16 protein-coding genes are annotated in these 18,002 nt (G+C 64.2%); 4 read left to right on the forward strand and 12 right to left on the reverse strand.

Annotated elements, in window-relative coordinates; genetic code table 11:
- Positions 1-157: 157 nt before the first annotated feature.
- The 12 genes from AC0L2L_RS13525 to AC0L2L_RS13580 all read right to left on the reverse strand — a co-directional run bounded on the left by AC0L2L_RS13525 (position 158) and on the right by AC0L2L_RS13580 (position 14,359).
- Positions 158-1,099: a substrate-binding domain-containing protein gene (locus AC0L2L_RS13525; protein WP_473579023.1), complete on the reverse strand. Its 942-nt coding sequence runs from the start codon at positions 1,097-1,099 to the stop codon at positions 158-160.
- A gap of 243 nt (positions 1,100-1,342) precedes the next feature.
- Entirely contained in the window at positions 1,343-2,170 is an 828-nt protein-coding gene (locus tag AC0L2L_RS13530) for a phosphogluconate dehydrogenase C-terminal domain-containing protein (protein WP_473579025.1), read from the reverse strand.
- A gap of 110 nt (positions 2,171-2,280) precedes the next feature.
- Positions 2,281-3,321, reverse strand: a complete 1,041-nt coding sequence (locus AC0L2L_RS13535; RefSeq protein ID WP_473579027.1) for an ABC transporter permease — start codon at positions 3,319-3,321, stop codon at positions 2,281-2,283.
- Positions 3,318-5,801: an ATP-binding cassette domain-containing protein gene (locus tag AC0L2L_RS13540; RefSeq protein ID WP_473579029.1), complete on the reverse strand. Its 2,484-nt coding sequence runs from the start codon at positions 5,799-5,801 to the stop codon at positions 3,318-3,320. Before AC0L2L_RS13540 ends, AC0L2L_RS13535 begins: the two co-directional genes overlap by 4 nt.
- Positions 5,802-5,872: 71 nt before the next feature.
- The gene (locus AC0L2L_RS13545; protein WP_473579031.1) at positions 5,873-6,898 is read right to left on the reverse strand and encodes a substrate-binding domain-containing protein; all 1,026 of its coding nucleotides are present in this window, start codon (positions 6,896-6,898) and stop codon (positions 5,873-5,875) included.
- 346 nt (positions 6,899-7,244) lie between these two features.
- Positions 7,245-8,618, reverse strand: a complete 1,374-nt coding sequence (locus AC0L2L_RS13550; protein ID WP_473579033.1) for an MmgE/PrpD family protein — start codon at positions 8,616-8,618, stop codon at positions 7,245-7,247.
- A complete protein-coding gene (locus AC0L2L_RS13555; RefSeq protein ID WP_473579035.1) occupies positions 8,615-9,451 on the reverse strand; it encodes an HpcH/HpaI aldolase/citrate lyase family protein in 837 nt (278 codons plus the stop codon). The genes AC0L2L_RS13550 and AC0L2L_RS13555 overlap by 4 nt, the downstream gene beginning before the upstream one ends.
- Positions 9,445-10,284, reverse strand: a complete 840-nt coding sequence (locus AC0L2L_RS13560) for an HTD2 family dehydratase (RefSeq protein WP_473579037.1) — start codon at positions 10,282-10,284, stop codon at positions 9,445-9,447. Before AC0L2L_RS13560 ends, AC0L2L_RS13555 begins: the two co-directional genes overlap by 7 nt.
- Positions 10,285-10,295: 11 nt before the next feature.
- A complete protein-coding gene (locus tag AC0L2L_RS13565) occupies positions 10,296-11,426 on the reverse strand; it encodes a CaiB/BaiF CoA transferase family protein (protein WP_473579038.1) in 1,131 nt (376 codons plus the stop codon).
- Positions 11,419-12,159, reverse strand: a complete 741-nt coding sequence (locus AC0L2L_RS13570; protein WP_473579039.1) for an NAD(P)H-dependent oxidoreductase — start codon at positions 12,157-12,159, stop codon at positions 11,419-11,421. The genes AC0L2L_RS13565 and AC0L2L_RS13570 overlap by 8 nt, the downstream gene beginning before the upstream one ends.
- 11 nt (positions 12,160-12,170) lie before the next feature.
- On the reverse strand, positions 12,171-13,319 hold the full coding sequence (locus tag AC0L2L_RS13575) for an acyl-CoA dehydrogenase family protein (protein ID WP_473579041.1): 1,149 nt from the start codon (positions 13,317-13,319) through the stop codon (positions 12,171-12,173).
- Positions 13,320-13,423: 104 nt separating this feature from the next.
- The gene (locus AC0L2L_RS13580) at positions 13,424-14,359 is read right to left on the reverse strand and encodes a LysR substrate-binding domain-containing protein (RefSeq protein ID WP_473579043.1); all 936 of its coding nucleotides are present in this window, start codon (positions 14,357-14,359) and stop codon (positions 13,424-13,426) included.
- 100 nt (positions 14,360-14,459) lie between these two features.
- Here AC0L2L_RS13580 and AC0L2L_RS13585 point away from each other — a divergent pair, with 100 nt between their 5' ends.
- The 4 genes from AC0L2L_RS13585 (at position 14,460) to AC0L2L_RS13600 (ending at position 18,002) form a co-directional block, all read left to right on the forward strand.
- Positions 14,460-15,032 carry a thiamine pyrophosphate-binding protein gene (locus AC0L2L_RS13585; protein ID WP_473579045.1) on the forward strand — a complete coding sequence of 191 codons (573 nt, stop codon included), beginning with the start codon at positions 14,460-14,462 and terminating at the stop codon, positions 15,030-15,032.
- Between the two features lie 5 nt (positions 15,033-15,037).
- Positions 15,038-15,625: a thiamine pyrophosphate-dependent enzyme gene (locus tag AC0L2L_RS13590; protein ID WP_473579213.1), complete on the forward strand. Its 588-nt coding sequence runs from the start codon at positions 15,038-15,040 to the stop codon at positions 15,623-15,625.
- A gap of 7 nt (positions 15,626-15,632) precedes the next feature.
- Positions 15,633-17,111: an aldehyde dehydrogenase gene (locus AC0L2L_RS13595; RefSeq protein WP_473579047.1), complete on the forward strand. Its 1,479-nt coding sequence runs from the start codon at positions 15,633-15,635 to the stop codon at positions 17,109-17,111.
- Positions 17,112-17,207: 96 nt separating this feature from the next.
- On the forward strand, positions 17,208-18,002 hold the full coding sequence (locus tag AC0L2L_RS13600) for an SDR family NAD(P)-dependent oxidoreductase (RefSeq protein ID WP_473579049.1): 795 nt from the start codon (positions 17,208-17,210) through the stop codon (positions 18,000-18,002).

The raw sequence follows: 18,002 nt of genomic DNA on the forward strand, positions 1-18,002 counted from the left end.
ATTTTTTTTTTAAATGATCCGGCCACCACCTATATCTAAACTATCCTCTTCGTCGGCCGCTTCTTTTTTTTAAAACACAAATATAACCCCCCCTTATTTTTATCTGGCGGCGCGGGGCCACCGCGCGCCCCCCCCCCGCAGCTTGCGTCGCGCCGGCTCAGTTCTTGAGCGCGAAGGTTTCCAGCTTGGGAGCATTATCGCCAGTGATCAGGACGCAATCCATCAGCTGCTTTTCCTTCTCGGGCGACTTCTTGTTCTTGATGTACTCGTTGGCCTGCTCGACGGCCATCTGCGCCTGGGCGAATGCCGGCTGCAGCACGGTCGCCTTGATGCCGCCCGAGGTGATGGAGTCGCGCACATCGTTCGAGCCGTCGAAGCCGACGACGATGACGTCCTTGCGGCCGGCGGCGGCGAGTGCCGCGTAGGCGCCCATCGCCATCGTATCGTTGCCGGAGATCACGCCCTTGATGTCCGGGTTGGCCTGCAGGATCGACTCCATCTTGGAATAGGCTTCGGTCTGGCTCCAGTTGGCTGACTGCTGCGCGACCTTCTTCAGGTCCGGATAGTCGTCGATCACATCGTGATAGCCCTTGGAGCGGATGCCGGCATTGGTGTCGGACTCCTTGCCGACCAGCTCGACATAGTTGCCCTTCTCGCCCATCAGCTTGACGAATTCCTGCGCGCCGAGCTGGGCGCCCTGGTAGTTGTTGGAGACGATCTGCGCCACGGCGACGCCGGTGGCGTTGATCTCACGATCGATCAGGAATGACGGGACGCCGGCGTCCTTGGCCTTCTGCACGGCGGCGACGGTGGCGTCGGCGCCGGCGTTGTCGAGAATGATCGCCTTGGCGCCGCGGCCGATCGCCGTGTCGATCAGCTGCGACTGCTTGTTGGCGTCGTCGTCATGGACCAGCACCAGAGTTTCGTAGCCAAGCTCCTTGGCCTTGGCCTCGGCGCCGACGGCTTCCGCCTTGAAGAACGGATTGTCGTGCGACGGCGTGATGATGGCGATCAGGTCCGCCGCATAGGCAGGCATTGCGGTACCGAGTGCGAGCACGCCGGCGAAAGCCGCAAGCGTCATTCTGCGAGTGAGTTTCATGAAGTCCTCCCGTTGAAAAACCTGCCCCGGACGACCGAGGCCATTTTGTCTGAATTCGTCAGGCGGTGCAGGCCGCGCCGCCCGGACCTTGAAAGCCCTTGCCGGGCTTTCTCCGAACCTGGCTGCCGATCCCCGCCATCCTCCTCCGCTCGTCCCCAGCAACCCGAGCCTGAACAGCTAAAGCCAACTGGTATGATGAGTCAATCACTAATTCAGGTGATATGTACCTGATAAACGGTCGTCTCAGGTGATGCGCTGGATGCTGGCAGCGATCTCCTCCGGCTCGAAGACGCGCTTCCAGTCGTCACGCATCAGCACTGGCTTGCCGAATTCGATGGCCTTGTTGCAGGCGTCCGAGAACACGCCCTTGGTTTCGCCGAAGATGACGGCGCCAAGCACGTTCATGTGGCCGAGCAGGAAGTCGAGCGCCGCCTGGCGGTCGACGCCTCGCGCGACGACCTCGTCGACGGCCTCCTTCATGACGACAAGCAGCGAAGCGCAGACCGTCTCTGAGAGCCCGGGCTCGAGCAACGCCATCTGCTCGACGGTCACCCGATGCGAGCGCATCACCGGCGCCCAGATGATGCGGGCGATCTCCTCACCCTTGGCGTAGTCCTCCTCCGGGCCCTGCATCAGGGCGCTGACGAAATGCTGCTTGGCCTTGACGCCGCCGAAGAAGTCCTTCTTGGCCGCCATGTCGGTTTCGTCGTTGAAGATCGGCGGATGGCAGGGATGGGTGACGAAATAGGTGAGGTCGGAGCGCTTGGGCAGATGGCCGGCAAAGGGCGCCGCGGCGTCGAGCACAATCACCATCGTTCCCGGCGCCAGCTTGCTCTCGATGCCGGACGCGACCTGGCCTATATGCGTGTCGGGAACCGCCAGGATCACCACGTCGGCACCCGCGAGCGCCTCGTCGACGCCAAGCGTGTCGATGCCGAGCCCGGTCTTCAGCCGCTCCTTGCCCGCTTCGCTGATCTCGACATGATGTATCACGTAGGGCGACCCGCGAAAGTTGGTCGACAGGCGGTAGCCCATTTTGCCGCCGGCACCGAACAGCGCAATCGTTGTCATCTAACCCTGCTCCTGATGTTCAGACGACGGCTCACGCCAATCGTCATCTTATATACTGGTATGATCACTCTACCATGAGTTGGCAAGAGGAATCGTCTGTTGCTTGTCCGTCATTCCGGCTGGGCCGTCGCTGCGTTCGCTTCCGATTTTATCGTCGGATCGTCGTCGCCGTCCGCGAGGTCGACAGACCGACGCCGCGCCAATGCCTGGCGTCCGGCCAATGCCAGCACGAAGATGACGACGATGCCCTGCACGATGTCCTGGGCACCGGGAGGCAGGCCGATGATCTGCATGGTGGTGACTATGAGGATGAGCAGGATGCTGGCGAAGAGCGTTCCCAGAGCCGTCGCCGAGCCGCCGAAGATCAGCGTTCCGCCAAGCACCACGGCGGCGATCGACTGCAAGAGATAGGGCTGGCCCATTTCGAGGAAAGCGCCGCCGATATAAGCGCCGAGCAACAGCCCGTCGAGCGATGCCAGCACCGAGGAGATGACGAAGGCCGAGGCGATGATCGGGCCATTGCGGATGCCGGCGAGCCGTGCCGCGGCGCGGTTCTGGCCGACAGCCGACAGCAATTGTCCGAACACGGTGTAGCGCAACACGAAGGCAGTCGCCGCCACGCCGATGATGGCGATGACGGCCATGATCGGCACGCCGGAAATGCGCCCCGTCGCCAGGTCCTTCAGCGCCGGGCTGACGGCGAAGCCCGGTATCGCCCTGTTCGACAGAAGCGTTGCCGTCGCCAGCACATAGCCAGTCGCCAATGTCGCGATGATCGCCGGAATGCCCAGGCCGACGACGAGCAGCGAATTGAGCGCCCCGACGGCAAGGCCGAGCAGGATGGCGGCGAGCACGCCGATGGCGAGGTTCGCATCCTGGCCCTTGACGGTGAGCAGAGCGACGAAGGCGCTGAGCGTGATCACCGAGGCGACCGACAGGTCGATGTTGCCGCGCCCGGTCGTCACCACGAACATCTGGCCGATGCCGACGACCGTCAGGAAGGAGGCCGACAGAATGACGCCGGACAGGCTGGACAGGCTGAAGCGGCTGGTGACGACGGAGAGCACCAGCCACAAGACCAGCACGCCGATCGCCGACCAGATCCAGCGGTTGCGCTGCGCCCAGATACCGAAGCCGTCGAGCGTGTTCATGGCTCGCTCCTGCGGTCCGCGGTCAGGCTGCGCAGAGTGAGCAGCGCGATCAGGATCAACCCTTGCGTGGCGGCGTTGTAGTCGCTGCTGACGCTGAGCGTGCCAAGCAGCGCGCCGATTAGCGACAGTGTCACCGCGCCGGCGATGGCGCCCACCGGCGAGATGATGCCGCCGAGCAGCGAGCAACCGCCCATCACCACGGCGGCAACGCTGAGCAAGGTATAGGAATTGCCGGAATTGATGTCGCTCGCCGTGTTGATGGCCGTCAGCGACAAGCCGGCGGCAGCGGCGAACAATCCGGCGATGAGATAGCGCACCAGCGCGTAGCGCGTCGGCGACCATCCCGAGCGGATCATCGCCGCCGGGTTATTGCCGAAGCCGCGCAGCACCACGCCGAGCGGCAGCCGGTCGATGACGAGCACGATCAGCGCCACGGCGGCGATCAGGACGATCGAAGTCGGCACGAAGCCGAGCGACCAGTTGAAAGGCGCCGACAGCCAGTCCGGACTGGCGCCGCCCGGAGTCGGCTGCAGCGCATAGCCTATGCCCATCCAGATGAAGGATGCGCCGAGCGTGACGACGATTGCCGGAATCTTGCGCGCCTGGATCACGCCGCCGAGACCGGCATAGGCGGCGACCGCTGCCGCCAGGGCCAATGCGCCGAGCCAGGGCTGGTCGTAGAGCTGCGTGGCGCTGAGCACGCTGACCAGGCCTGCGAAGGCGCCGACGCCGAGATCGATCTCGCTGCCGCCGACGATGAACATCTGCGCCGCCGTCACCAGCACCAGCGACAGCGCCGGCATCAGCAGCAGGTCGAGACCGAAAGTCGAGGCGACCGCCGGGTTGATCGCGATCATGATCGTAAGCACGGCGGCAAGCCCGATGAACGGCGCCGCATTGACCAGCCGGCGGCCGATCCGCGCCGCGGCGGTCCGGTTTCGGATCGTGCTCGCTTGCCTGTCCGTCGATTGCGCGAAAGAGGCGCCGACGATCGCCTGCTCGGTGATCGCCTCGCCTGCCAGCTCCTTGACGATCCGGCCGCCGGATAAGACCAGCACGCGGTCGCAGGCGAGCAGCTCCGCATCCTCGGTCGTGTGCCAGACCAATGCCCGGCCGCCGCGCGCGACCTCGTTGCAGAGCCGGTAGAAATCCTGCTTGGTGGCGATGTCGACGCCGCGCGTCGGGTCGTCGAGCAGGATGACCGGCGTGTCGGCGACCAGCGCCCGCGCCACAAGCGCCTTCTGCTGGTTGCCGCCGCTGAGCTCGGTGATGTTGGACTGGAAGCGCCTGTCGTCCAGCCGCAGGCGGCTGGCGGCACGCGAAGCGGTGTCGCGGCTGGCGCGGTCTGAAACCATACCCAGCGCCGGGCGGCGCGCGAGCGCGCCGATGCTGATGTTGGAAAGCACGCTCCACAGCGGGAACACGCCTTCCTTCTGCCGGTCGCCGGCGATGAAGCCTGCGTCCGCATGCCTGGTGACTGCACCGTGCTGCTTTCGGTCGGGGATGAAGATCGCGTGCAGCAATTCCTTCTGCCCGCTGCCTTCGAGACCCGCCAGCCCGACGATCTCGCCGCGCATGATGTCGATGTCTCGGCCAAGTTCGGCCGTCAGCGGTCCGGACAGCCGTACCAGCACGTCCTGGGAGGATGCGGCCGCGACGGCGTGCTGGTGGACGGGATTGGCATCGCCGCCCATCAGCTGCACAAGCTTGCCGATCGAAGCCTCCGCGGCACGGCCCTGCCAGGCGGTGCGGCCGTTGCGCAGCACCACGACCTCGGTGGCGATGTCGATGATTTCCTGCAGCTTGTGACTGATGAAGATGAAGGCGAGCCCGGCTTTCGCCCGCTCGCGAACAAAAGCCCTGAGCTGTTTCGAGCGGTCGAGGTCGAGCGAGGATGTCGGCTCGTCGAGCACGATGAGCTTGACGCCGGGCGTCGCCGCGGCGCGCGCGATCTCCACCATCTGCCGCTCGGCGATCGTCAGGTGTCCGACCTCGACGTCGGTGTCGATGCCGTTACCGGGAAAGACGGCGTCCAGCGCCGCGCGGGCGCGGGTGCTGTAGAGCGCGCGCCAGCCCGGCCGACTTGCGGAATCGCTCGGGGTTTCCAGGAAAAAGTTCTCAGCGACGGACAGGTTCGCGCAGAGCGACAGCTCCTGGTGCACCATGCGGATGCCGCGTCGCTGCGCTTCGCCGGTGTCGTAGCCGGAGAAGGCCACGTCTTCGCCGGCAAAGGAAATCGAGCCGAGCGTCGGCCACATCGCGCCGCACAGGATGCGCATCAGCGTCGATTTTCCGGCGCCGTTGCCGCCGACCAGCCCGATCACGTCGCCGGTGCCGACGGAAAGATCGATCCCGGCATTGGCGAGCGTCGGCCCGAAACTCTTGGTGATCCCGCCGAGCGAGACGACGCTGGGCCTAGCGGCAGAAGATGGCGCCGCGGCTGTGGCGATGTCCTGTGCGGCAACGGCGATATGGGACATTCGTCCTCCGGTTCTTCGCAAGCGAAGATCGGGCGCGGCCACAGGCGACGCCCGATCCGTGGCGGGTCGCGTTACTTGCTGAGCAGGTTCTGCTTGACCCAGTCCAGCGAATAGCTCGGGCTGATGATCTGGCCGCCCGGCAGCTTCGCATAGTCCTTCAGATTGCCGGCATCGACGGTCGCCACCGGCATGATCATCAGTTTGGGCGCCTTGGCGCCCTTGAGCAGCGACAGGCCAAGCCAGAAGGCGGCGCCGCCGATACCGGGCGTGGTGTTCATCGACACGGTCTGGTAGCCGTTCTTGGCGTTCTCCTCGGCCCACCATTTGACGAAGTCGGTGCCGCCGCCGCCTTCGATGATCGGCATCTTGTCCTTGTACTCGCCGCCATACTGGACGAAGGCCTGCGCGATGCCGACATCGTCGCTGCCGCCCTGGCCGAGCACGGCGTCGACACGCGGCAGCGAAGGAAGCACGTTGGCGATCGCCGACTGCGCCACCGATGCCGTCGCCTGGCCGTAGACGGTCGCGACCACCTTGATGTCGGGATATTTCGCCAGCACCGACTGCTGAGCGTTGAACATGTCATTGTCGGGCGCCGAGCCCTTCACCCCGCGCACCTGGATGACGTTGCCCTTGCCGCCGAGCATCTTGAAGACGGCTTCCGCCTGGGCGGCCTTGTAACCCTTGAAGTCGAAATTGAGCTGATAGTTGCAAGGTGCGGACGCGACAGAATCGAAGGAGATGACGATGATGCCGGCCTTGCAGGCCTTCTCGATGACGCCGTTGACCGCGGTCTCCGAGGCGGCGTCGACTGCGAGCACGTCGACCTTCTTCAGGATCAGTTCGGCGATCTGGCTGTTCTGCTGAGCGACCGAGCCGTCGCCGTTCATCACGATATAGTCGGCGATCTGCCCGGCGGCCTTCGCTTCCTTGGCCGAGGCCTCGAAAGCCTCGACCATCTGATGCCGCCAGGTGTTGCCGTAATAGGCATTGGCCAGCGCGATGACGGGCGCGTCTGGTGACGCCATCGCCGGCAACGCGGCGACACCCGTCGTCAGTGCGGCGCCGGCGAGCGCCGCAACGATTGAAACTCTCATGGTTATCTTCCTCCCAACGAACGATCGGCTTTGACAGCCCTCGGCACAGCGTATCTGCTGACGATGACGCTATGTCAGGTACACATTATACCAGCATACCAAATAGGCAAGCGCTTTGCTGGGCGGTTTCGCGCGCCGCGCCCTATCGAGATTGACCAAAGGAGTGTCAAAATCAGGCCAATGATATCGCCAAGAAATGGTGGTGCCCGCCGCTTGTCGCACCAATCACGCGCTGCGTGTGGTGGAACGCTGACGCCCCCGGCCTTCGGATTTACCCGCCCGAGGAACGGGACAGTCTCGTCAATCTAATTCAAGGCGTTCGGCCTCGGTTGATGTCAATTCGAGACTAGAATTTCACGATGTCCGATGTGCTTCCGGGCTGATCGAGCTTCCAGACACGGGCTATGCAGCGGCGCATCTCATCAGCGGTGGCCCCGCCTCGAAATTCGGCAAGGCGTATAGCCTTGGCTTCCAATTCTTGTTGCGCAAGCGTGTTGCCGGGGTCGCCCTTGGGTTCGTCGACGCGGGCATTGAGTTTGCGGCCATCGACGGTCGTGACGCTCACCTTGCCGACCCATTGCTTGGGATAAAGGGTGTCGACCTCGGCGTCGCGTTCCATTCGCACCCTTGCGTGGAAGCGCGCGACTCGGTCATCGGCAAGTGCGTGGCGTTCGAACGTGTCGAGATCGGCGACGCCGTGGACGGCGATGAGCCCCAAGACCGTGCCCATGGAGAACTTCGCCTGGTGGACGGTTTGCGGAATGTCCACGGCACCTAGCACATCTATGGCTCCCTGGTGGACATGGGCCACGACGTCCGCGATGTCGTCCTGCCCCAGCCCTTCGCGGCGCATGAGAGACTGCAGCGCGTCAGCGGCCGGATGCGTGTGCCGGCAGGAGGCATGCCATTTGAAGGACGTCTCCTCGGTTGCCCAACGGCTGCCGAGGCCATCCGTCAGGCGGGCCGGATCGGCATCGCTGGACATGCCGGCCGCCATGCCCTTTTTCCCTTCAAGGATCTGCGCGGCCCCCTTGAAGCCATCGCGGGCCAAGAAGGCAGCACACAGGCCGTTGGCGGTCGCCCGCGCGGTATGAAGCTGCTTGGAATCGGCGGCGTCGCGCAGGAATTCCCAGAGCCCCGCTGCCTGGGTACCGGCGGAGCCGAGTGCATGGTTGATGCCGGCTGCGTCCAGCCCAATCAACTTCCCGACAGCGGCGGCCGCGGCGATAGTGCCGGCCGTGCCCGTTGTGTGGAAGATCCGGTAATGTGACTGCCCCAGGAACTCTCCGACCCGGATGCCAACCTCGTAGCCGGCGATGCAAGCAGTCAGGATTTCACGCCCGGTCTTCTTCTCTGCCTCCGCAACCGCCAGAACGGCTGGAAAGATCACCGCAGCTGGGTGAAAGACCGAGCCGTTGTGAACGTCGTCCTGTTCCACCACATGGGAGGCAGCGGCATTGACCATCGCCGCGAAGTAGGGGCTCGTGCGTCGTCTCGTCGGGATGACGATGCTTGGGCCGTCCGCCGGCCCCATTGCGCGAGCAAAGCCGTCGATGATCTCGACCTGGCGCGCGCCCTTGCCGGCGAGGGTTGAGCCGAGCCAGTCGATCATCAGTCCTTTCGCGAAATGAACGACGCGCGGCGGAATTTGCTCGAAGTCGAGCCCGGCGATGAAGGCGCAAAGCCTGGCTGTCGGCCAATCGGCGGTGTCAAGGCTCATTGCTCCTCCTCTGTGCCCTCTAGACCAAGCCGGCCCCGGCGTAGGATCCGCCTTGCCCGCTCGATGACTGGCCGGTCCACCATTTCGCCGTTCACCTGGACAGCTTCGCCGGACGAAGCTGCGCCGACGATGTCCCGTGCCCAGGTGATTTGGCTCTCACTCGGGCGAAAGGCATTGCGGATCGGCTCGATCTGCCTCGGGTGAATCGCCATCTTGCCACCAAAGCCCATCTTCATTGCGTGGCGCGCGTCATCTTCGGTGATTTCAGGGCTGCTCAGGTCCGTCGTTACGCCATCGATCGGCGCGGCACGGCCGGCCGCGCGTGAACGCCAGACGAGTTCGTTGCGGACCGCAAGCAGGGTCAGTCGATCATGCGCGCAATCGAGATCGAGTGAGAAGTCAACCGAACCGAAGGCGACGGCAACCACGCCGGCCGTGCCCAATATGTCGGGCAGGTTGGCCAAGCCGACGGCACTCTCGACCAGCGCGATGACGCAAACGCTGCGGGCCATGCGCCTGGTGAGATTGCCAATGTCTGCCGGCCGCTCGGCCTTGGGCAGCATGACTGAGACGCTGTCGAGGCGCCGCACGGCGTCGATGTCTGCTTCGTGCCAAGGTGTGCCGGCGGCGTTGATGCGGACCACGCCCGGAGATTTCAGTGTGGCCGCATAAGCAACAACGGCTTCCCGAGCGCGGTCCTTGTCGCCCGGGGCGACGGCATCCTCGAGGTCGAGAATGACCGCATCCGCACCGCTGCTGTCGGCCTTGGCAAACCGCTCCGGGCGGGAGCCCGGCACGAAGAGCGGCACGACAGGCGTGACGAAGTTCACCATTGCGCCGTGGCCTTCACGGTCACATGGCCGTCGGCCGACCGTACTTCGAGAGCCATGCCGTCATTGCCCGGCGACGTTGCCCTCAGAAGCAGGTGCTGCGGGCCTGTCGCTGGCTGCACGCCCCGGAATGAGAAGCGGCGCGGCGACCGGCCGACGATGGCGGTGGCGAAGTTCATGAGCAGCGTCGCCTGGAGCGGGCCATGGATGACGAGCCCGGGATAGTGCTCGACCGTCCTGGCGTAAGGCGTGTCGTAGTGGATGCGATGTCCATTGAAGGTCAGCGCGGAATAGCGAAAGAGCAGCACCGGATCCACGTCAACCCTGCGCTCGTGCGACGCGGCCGGGAGCGGACTTGCCGGCGGGGCAGGGGTCGCCGCGGCAGCGTTGGCGGCGCGATAGACAATGGTCTGGTCCTCCTCGATCACCGGACCGGCGTCGCTGGCGATGTCGTGCCGGATCGTGACGAAGATGAGCGGCCCGGTGCGGCCCTGCTTTTCCTCGATAGCGCTCAACGTCGAGCGGCGGCGGATGGTGTCGCCGCTGCGGATTGGCGCCATAAAACGCACGTCGCTGGCAGCCCACATGCGGCGTGGAAGCGGAACCGGCGGCAGGTAGACGCCTTTGGCCGGGTGCCCGTCAGGTCCGAGGTCGCGCATATCGGCAATGTCGGGCGCCAGGCACCAATGAAGTCCGGGCAGGGCCGAGCCCTCGGCAGTTTGCGCTGCGTACTCCCCAAGCGTGGCGCTAAAACCGGCCAGCAAACGCGGCGTCACGATGTCCTCGACTTCGCGGCTACGTCCAACCCAATTCTGCAATGCCGTGTCCGGGCTCATCGCCTTCCCCCTCAGACCGCGAATTCGGACCGGATTCGATGCGTGTCGGCGCCGAGTGCGGGAACGTTGGGTGCTGCTGCGAATCCCTCCGGCCGCCCTGCCGGCACCGGCACTGCTATGCGCTTGCCGCCCGGTAGCGCCACCTCTGTCCGGCGCAGTGCCTTGTGTTGCGGCAGGTCGCGCATCTCGCTCATGCGGCCCCAGGCGATCTGCGCACCATTGAGACGGTCGATGGCCTCGTCGCAGTCGATTGCCGCGAAGATCGGTTCGATTTCGGCATCGAGTGCCGTGCGATTGGCCACCCGCCAGGCATTGGTGGCGAAGCGTTCGTCGGCGAACAGATCCTGTCTCTGCAAGACCACGGTGCAGAAGCGCTTCCATTCACTGTTCTGCTGAATGGACATGACCACGGCGCCATCCCTGCAGGCATAAGGTCGATAGGGATAGATTGAAGCGTGCGCCAGGCCATGCCTTTGGGTGTCGCGACCCGCATGTTCGTAGTGCAGCAGCGGCACCGTCATCCAGTCGGCCATGGCGTCGAACATGGCGATCTCAACAATGCGACCTCGCCCGGTCTTCTCGCGCGCCAACAATGCTTCGAGGATCGCCGCATGGGCATTCATGCCGGTGGCGATGTCTGCAGCGGAAACCCCGATCTTGCACGGCGTGTCGGCTGTGCCGGTGACGGCGCAGATGCCGCTTTCCGCCTGCACCAGCATGTCGTAGGCGCGCATCGCCGCATAAGGCGTGTCTTGCCCGTAGCCGACGATGTTGATGGCAATCAGCCGGGGGAACTTTTCCGCAATCACATCGGCGGAAAGGCCAAGCCGGTCGATCGCGCCCGGTGCAAGATTCTGTACGAGAACATCCGCGCGCGCCACCATACGATGCAGCAAAGCCAGGTCGTGCTCGGCCTTCAGGTCGAGCATCGCGCTTTCCTTGCCGCGGTTGAGCCAGACGAAGTAGGCCGACATGCCTTCCACTGTGGAATCGTAATGACGCGCGGTTTCGCCTTCCGGGCGCTCGATCTTCACGACGCGCGCCCCGGCATCGGCGAGGCGGACCGTGCAGAGCGGAGCGGCGACCGCCTGCTCGATCGAAACGACGAACAGACCCTCCAGAGGGCGGGTGGCATCAGACATTGCGCTGCACCCCAGAGCGGGCAAGCACACCAGGCTTCAGTCGCTCGTCCTTGCCGTAGTCCTCGGCTGGATGAAAGAACAGGCGCGGCGTGCCGTCGATGTCTTCGAGCCGTTTGCGGTAGGCTTCCAGATAGGACTTGCGACCATCGTCGCCGACGCGGCCTGGCATATGGGCGACGAAGGGCGGCAACACGTCGAAGCCTGAGTAGCGAAGCAGGCCATTGTGGATCGGCCACAGCAACGTGAGGATGTCGCCATCAATGCCGTCGGGCGCATAGGTGTCGGCCGATGTGCCGGTGGTGGCGGCCACCATGGCGAGCTTTCCCTTGAACATGCCGGTGTCGTATTTGCGCCCCGGCAGATAGGCGAAACCACGCGCGAACACACGGTCGGCCCAGCCCTTGAGCATTGCGGGCATTCCGAACCACCAAACCGGGAACTGGAACAGCACGAAGTCCGCCCGCTTCAGCTTTTCGATCTCGACGCTGATGTCGGCGGAGAGCACGCCGGCATCGTAGGCGGCAGTCTGCTCGCGCGGCAGGCTGAAAAAGTCCGGATCGTTGCGTTCGCCGGTTATGTCGTCCGGCCCGGCGACAGGATTGAAGCCCATCGCATAGAGGTCGCTGACGGCCACGTCGTGGCCTGCGCGGCTCAAGGTGTCCACAGCGAGATCCTTCATGGCGCCGTTGAAGGATTTGGGTTCCGGATGGGCGTAGACGATGAGGACGTTCATGGCGACTACTCCTAGTAGGAACGTGGCAGCCCGAGCACGTGCTCGGACAGGAAAGACAGGATGAGGTTGGTCGAGATCGGAGCGACCTGATAGAGGCGCGTCTCGCGGAACTTGCGCTCGACGTCGTACTCTTCCGCGAAACCGAACCCGCCATGCGTCTGGATGCAGACATTGGCGGCTTCGTTGGAAGCGTCGGCCGCCAGCATCTTGGCCATGTTCGCCTCGGCGCCGGGGTTCTTGCCGGCTTCGTAAAGGGTGAGCGCCTCACGCACCATCAGTTCGGCGGCGCGCATGTTGGCGTAGGCCCTGGCGATCGGGAACTGGATGCCCTGGTTCTGGCCGATCGCCCGGCCGAAAACATGGCGTTCCCTGGCGTAGGCGCTTGCCTTTTCGATGAACCACTTGGCGTCGCCGACGCATTCGGCGGCGATCAGGATGCGCTCGGCGTTCATGCCGGAGAGGATGTATCGGAAGCCCTTGCCCTCTTCGCCGACCAGGTTTTCGGCCGGCACGCGCAGGTCGTCGAAGAAGACCTCGGTGGTGGCGTGGTTCATCATAGTGCGGATCGGCAGGATGGTCAGTCCGTTGCCAACTGCCTCGCGCATGTCGACAATGAGGACGGACAGGCCGTCGGTCTTCTTCATGCCATCCTTGAGCGGCGTGGTGCGCGCCAGAAGCAGCATTAGATCCGAATGTTCGGCCCGGCTGGTCCAAATCTTCTGGCCCTTGACCACGAAATGATCGCCGTCGAGGCGAGCCGTGGTCTTGAGCGCGCCAGTATCTGTACCGCTGGTCGGCTCCGTGACACCGAAGGCCTGCAGGCGCAATTCTCCCGCGGCGATCTTCGGCAGGTATCGCAGTTTCTGCGCTTCCGAGCCATGGCGAAGAAGCGTACCCATCGTGTACATCTGTGCGTGGCAGGCACCGCCGTTGCAGCCGGCGCGCTGGATTTCCTCCAGCACGGCGGCGGCGGCAGAAAGCGGCAGGCCCGAGCCGCCATACGCCTCCGGGATCAGGATCGAGAGCCAACCGGCCTCCGTCAACGCTTCGACGAATTCACCCGGGTAGGTCATGTCCCTGTCGAGGGCGCGCCAGTACTCTCCGGGGAAGTGGGCGCACAGCTTGGCCACGGCATCCCGAATGTCCTGATACTGTTCCATGAGATTTGCCCGGCCTTCGTCTTGCTGCGGGCCTCACTATCACGCTTCTTCGTCCTATCAGCAATGCAAGGCTGGCGTGACCAGATATAACGAAATTCAAATGCTTAGGATGAAGGGCCAAGAAGCTGGCCAACCCAGACGGCTCGCCCGACAAGGTCCTTGGCGATGTCTTCTATCGCTTGTCCGGCAAACTGCGCCAGCCGCGAGGCAGGCCGGTCTGCCGGGTAGGCAAGGATGAGGCGGCGCACGGGCACAGGATCGATCAGCGGCGCGGCGGTGAGCAGCCCCGCAGTCACGTCGGCATGGATAGGAGCGAGCGGCAGGATCGTCCAGCCGTGGCCGCTGCGCACTAGGTCCTTCAGCGCGGCATACGAATCCGCTTCGATGCCGACATCGAGCGTGATGCCGATTTCCGCAGCGCAGCGTTCGACAATGATGCGCAGCCCATGCTTGATGCTGGGCAGCAGCAGGCGCTTGCCGGCGAGCGAGGCGAACGATACGGCGCGCACGGTTGAAAACCCCGAGTCTGGCGGTCCGATCAGGAAGAGATTTTCCAGGAGCAACGGGCGCGAGCGCAACGAACGCGCCATGCGCGGGTCGTAGAGCACCGCGACGTCCACCTCGCCACGGTGCATCCAGTCCAGCAAATAGCCGGTGTAGGCGCTGACAAGTCTGAGTTTCGCCTTGGGGTGAGCCTTGCCGAAGGCTGCAGCCAGCGGCAACGAAATAATGTCCGCAACGGTAGGTGGCAGGCCGATGGCGACTTCGCCGGTCAGCGGCGCATCGGCGGGCGTGGCCGTGGCGCGGATCTCGTCGATCTCAGCCATCACGCGCATGGCGTGCGTCAGAACTTCCTTGCCCTGCTCGGACAGCACCATGCCGCGCCCGTGGCGCAGGAACAGGGCAAAGCCCAATTCCTCCTCCAGCAGGCGCACCTGCCGGCTGAGCGCTGGCTGCGCAATGCGTAGCCGGTCGGCAGCCTTGCTGAGGCTGCCGAGTTCAGCGACGTGGATCATGGTCCGCAGCTGCGATAGTTCCATGAGCTATCGAATATCATTATATCTGATCACAAGAAAGGGACGAAGATTAGATCGGAGAGCTGAGGTAATCTAATGCCAACCCAATTCTCGGAGGTCCAAGGTGACGGCGAGCGTACAAGCGAAACAGCCGGAAACAACTGCGGTTGCATCTGCCCCGGCTGCATCTGAAAAGCAGTGGCCAGACCAGGTCTATGATGTGCTCAAGGCTGCCGGCATCAGCCATATGTCCTATGTGCCGGATGCTGGCCATACCACATTGATCCGCCTCTTTGGCGCGGATCCTGAGGTCGTCACGAATGTCTTGACGACCGAAGAGGAGGGCATCGCCATTGCTGCAGGCGCCTGGCTCGGAGGCAAGCGGAGCGTCGTGCTCATGCAATCTTCCGGCGTTGGCAACTGCATCAATATGCTCTCGCTTCCCGTGCATGCGCGCTTTCCCTTGCTCGTTCTGGTGACGATGCGAGGCGAGTGGGCCGAGTTCAACCCATGGCAGGTGCCGATGGGGCAGGCGACGGAGGCCTCGCTGAAGGCAATCGGGCTCAGGGTGCAGCGCGCCGAGACTGGTGACGACCTGGTGGAAACGGTTGCGCAAGCGGCCGCCATGGCTTTCGACGCCGACCAGCAGATCGCAGTGCTGATCGGGCAACGGCTGCTCGGCAAGAAGAAGTGGTGAACGACGTGACGTTACCGACAATGGACCGCAGAGTTGCGGTGAAGAAGCTCCTTGCCGCCCGCGACGGCGCATTGGTCGTGACCGGTCTCGGCTCGCCGAGCTACGACGTGCATGCCGCCGGTGACCGCAACGACAACTACTATCTCTGGGGCGCGATGGGTGGCGCGGCGCTAATCGGCCTCGGGCTAGCCCAGGCCCAGCCGCAGAAGCGGGTCATGGTCATCACCGGGGACGGCGAACAGCTGATGGCGTTCGGTTCGTTGGCGACGATCTCGGTGGCGCGGCCGAGGAATCTCGACCTGATCGTCCTCGATAACCAGCATTTCGGCGAGACGGGCATGCAGTCGAGCCATACCGGTCGAGGCATTGGCTTCGACAAGGTCGCTGCCGCTTGCGGTTTCTCGGAAACCGCAGAATTGCGTTCGCTGGAGGAGGTCGACACGCTCTGTGAAAAGCTGCGTCGCCCGGCCGACGGCCCGCGTCTTTTCGTGCTGAAAATCACCGCCGAGAACCTGCCGCGCTCGCTGCCGCCTCGCGATGCGGTTGAGGTCAAGAACCGCTTTCGCGCCCATCTGGGCTTTGCCACCTGTTGAGGTCGATATGGCGCTGGTCAGCTTCCAGAACACGGTCGGCGGTCGGCTCCAGTCGACCGCCGATACATTCGAGAGCCACGATCCCTTCACTGGCAGGCCCTGGGCGCTGATCCCGCGCGGCGGAGAGGCTGAGGTGGATGCCGCCGTGGCGTCCGCCAAGGCGGCTTTCCGGTCGAAGGAATGGGCTGGCATCACGCCGACCGCGCGCGGCAAGCTGCTCGTGCGAATGGCCGACCTGATCGCGAAGAACGCGGAGCGCATTGCCGCCATCGAGACGCGCGACAATGGCAAGCTGCTCACCGAGATGACGGCGCAGCTGCGCTACATCCCGGAATGGTTCCGCTATTTCGGCGGTCTTGCCGACAAGATCGAAGGGGCGGTGCTGCCGATCGACAAGGCCGGCATGTTCGCCTTCACCCGCCACGAGCCGCTGGGTGTCATTGCAGCCATCGTGCCCTGGAATTCGCCGCTTTTGCTTCTGACATGGAAGCTCGCGCCGCTGCTGGCGGCCGGCAACACCGTCGTCATCAAGCCATCGGAACACGCCTCGGCCTCGGCGCTGGAGTTCGTGAAACTGTTTGCGCAGGCGGGCTTCCCACCCGGCGTGGTCAACACCGTTACCGGCATGCCGCTCGATGTCGGCGTGCCGCTTGTTTCCCATCCCAACGTCGCCAAGATCGCCTTCACCGGTGGTGAGCCCGGCGGGATCGCCGTCTATCGAGCCGCTGCCGAACAGCTTAAAGTCGTCACGCTGGAGCTCGGCGGCAAATCGGCCAACATCGTCTTCGACGACGCCGATATCGAGAGCGCGGTCAACGGCGCGATCTCAGGCATCTTCGCGGCCAGCGGCCAGACCTGCATCGCCGGTTCGCGCCTGCTGGTGCATCGCAAAATCCACGACCGGTTCGTGGAAGGCGTCGTAACGCTGGCGGCCAGCGCCCGATTGGGCAATCCGGCGCTGCAAGAGACGCAGGTGGGGCCGATCACCACGCAAGCCCAGCGCGAGAAGGTGCTGTCCTACCTCGGCATAGCACGCCGCGAGGGCGCGCTTTGCGTATTGGGCGGCGGCAAGCCGGCGTCCGGTGAACTGGCCGAGGGCTGGTTCGTCGAGCCCACCATCTTCACCGGCGTGGACAACACCATGCGGATCGCGCGCGAAGAGGTGTTCGGGCCAATCCTGTCCGTCATTCCGTTCGACGACGAGGAGGAGGCTTTTGCCATCGCCAATGACAGCCCCTTTGGGCTGGCGGCAGGGATATGGACCAGCGACATGGGCCGGGCGCTGCGCGGCGCGGCCGCGATGGAAGCGGGGATGGTCTGGATTAATTCATACCGCGCCGTCTCCTATATGGCGCCCTTCGGCGGCTACAAGAGGAGCGGCATCGGCCGCGAGAGCGGACAGGAGGCGATCAATTCCTATCTGCAGACCAAGACGGTGTGGATAGACACGGCCGGCAAGACCGCCAATCCCTTCGTGATCCGCTAGGCTAGCCTCGGTGAGGGAATCATCCTTATCCGTGGCCGAGCCCGGCGCGCCGCTCCCCGGAACGGTGGTCTGCCCACAATGACGAAGGAACTGGACATGAGACAGGCGGGCAAGGTGGCGGTGATCACCGGGGCGGCACGCGGCATTGGACGCGCTTGCGCGGAGCGTTTTCTGACCGAAGGCGCGAAGCTCGTGCTCGGCGATATCGATGTCGCCGAGCTGAAGAAATGTGCCGCTGAAATAGGCACGACCGACAGCGTCCTGGCGGTCGTCACGGATGTCAGCAAGAAGGACCAGGTCGATGCGCTGGTTGCGGCGGCGGTGGCGAAGTTCGGCCGTGTCGACATCATGGTCAACAATGCCGGCATCGCTCCGGTCCAGGACTTTCTCGACATCAGCGAGGCGGATTACGACAGGGTCCTCGCAGTCAATCTGAAAGGTGCGTTCATGGGCACCCAGGCTGCCGCCCGCCAGATGATCGCGCAGGGAGGAGGCGGCGTCATCATCAACATGTCGTCGATCAATTCGGGCCTCGCCAACCCGCGCGTCGCCACCTACGCGATCTCCAAGGGCGGCATGAACCAGGTCACCAGCACCGCGGCAGTCGCCTTCGCTCCCCATGGCATCCGTGTGGTCGGCGTCGGCCCGGGCACCATCGCGACGGAGATGGTGATGGATGGGACCTTCATCGACTCCGAGGAAACGCGCCGCGCGATCCTATCGCGCACACCGCTCGGGCGTCTCGGCACGGCCGCCGAGATCGCTTCCGTCGTGGCGTTCCTGGCCAGCGACGATGCGTCCTACATCACCGGCGAGACGATCTATCCCGATGGGGGCCGGCGCGTGCTGAACTATACGGTTCCGATCAGGGATGAGAAGAATGGGAAGTGA

The organism is Mesorhizobium sp. WSM4832 (assembly GCF_055811115.1).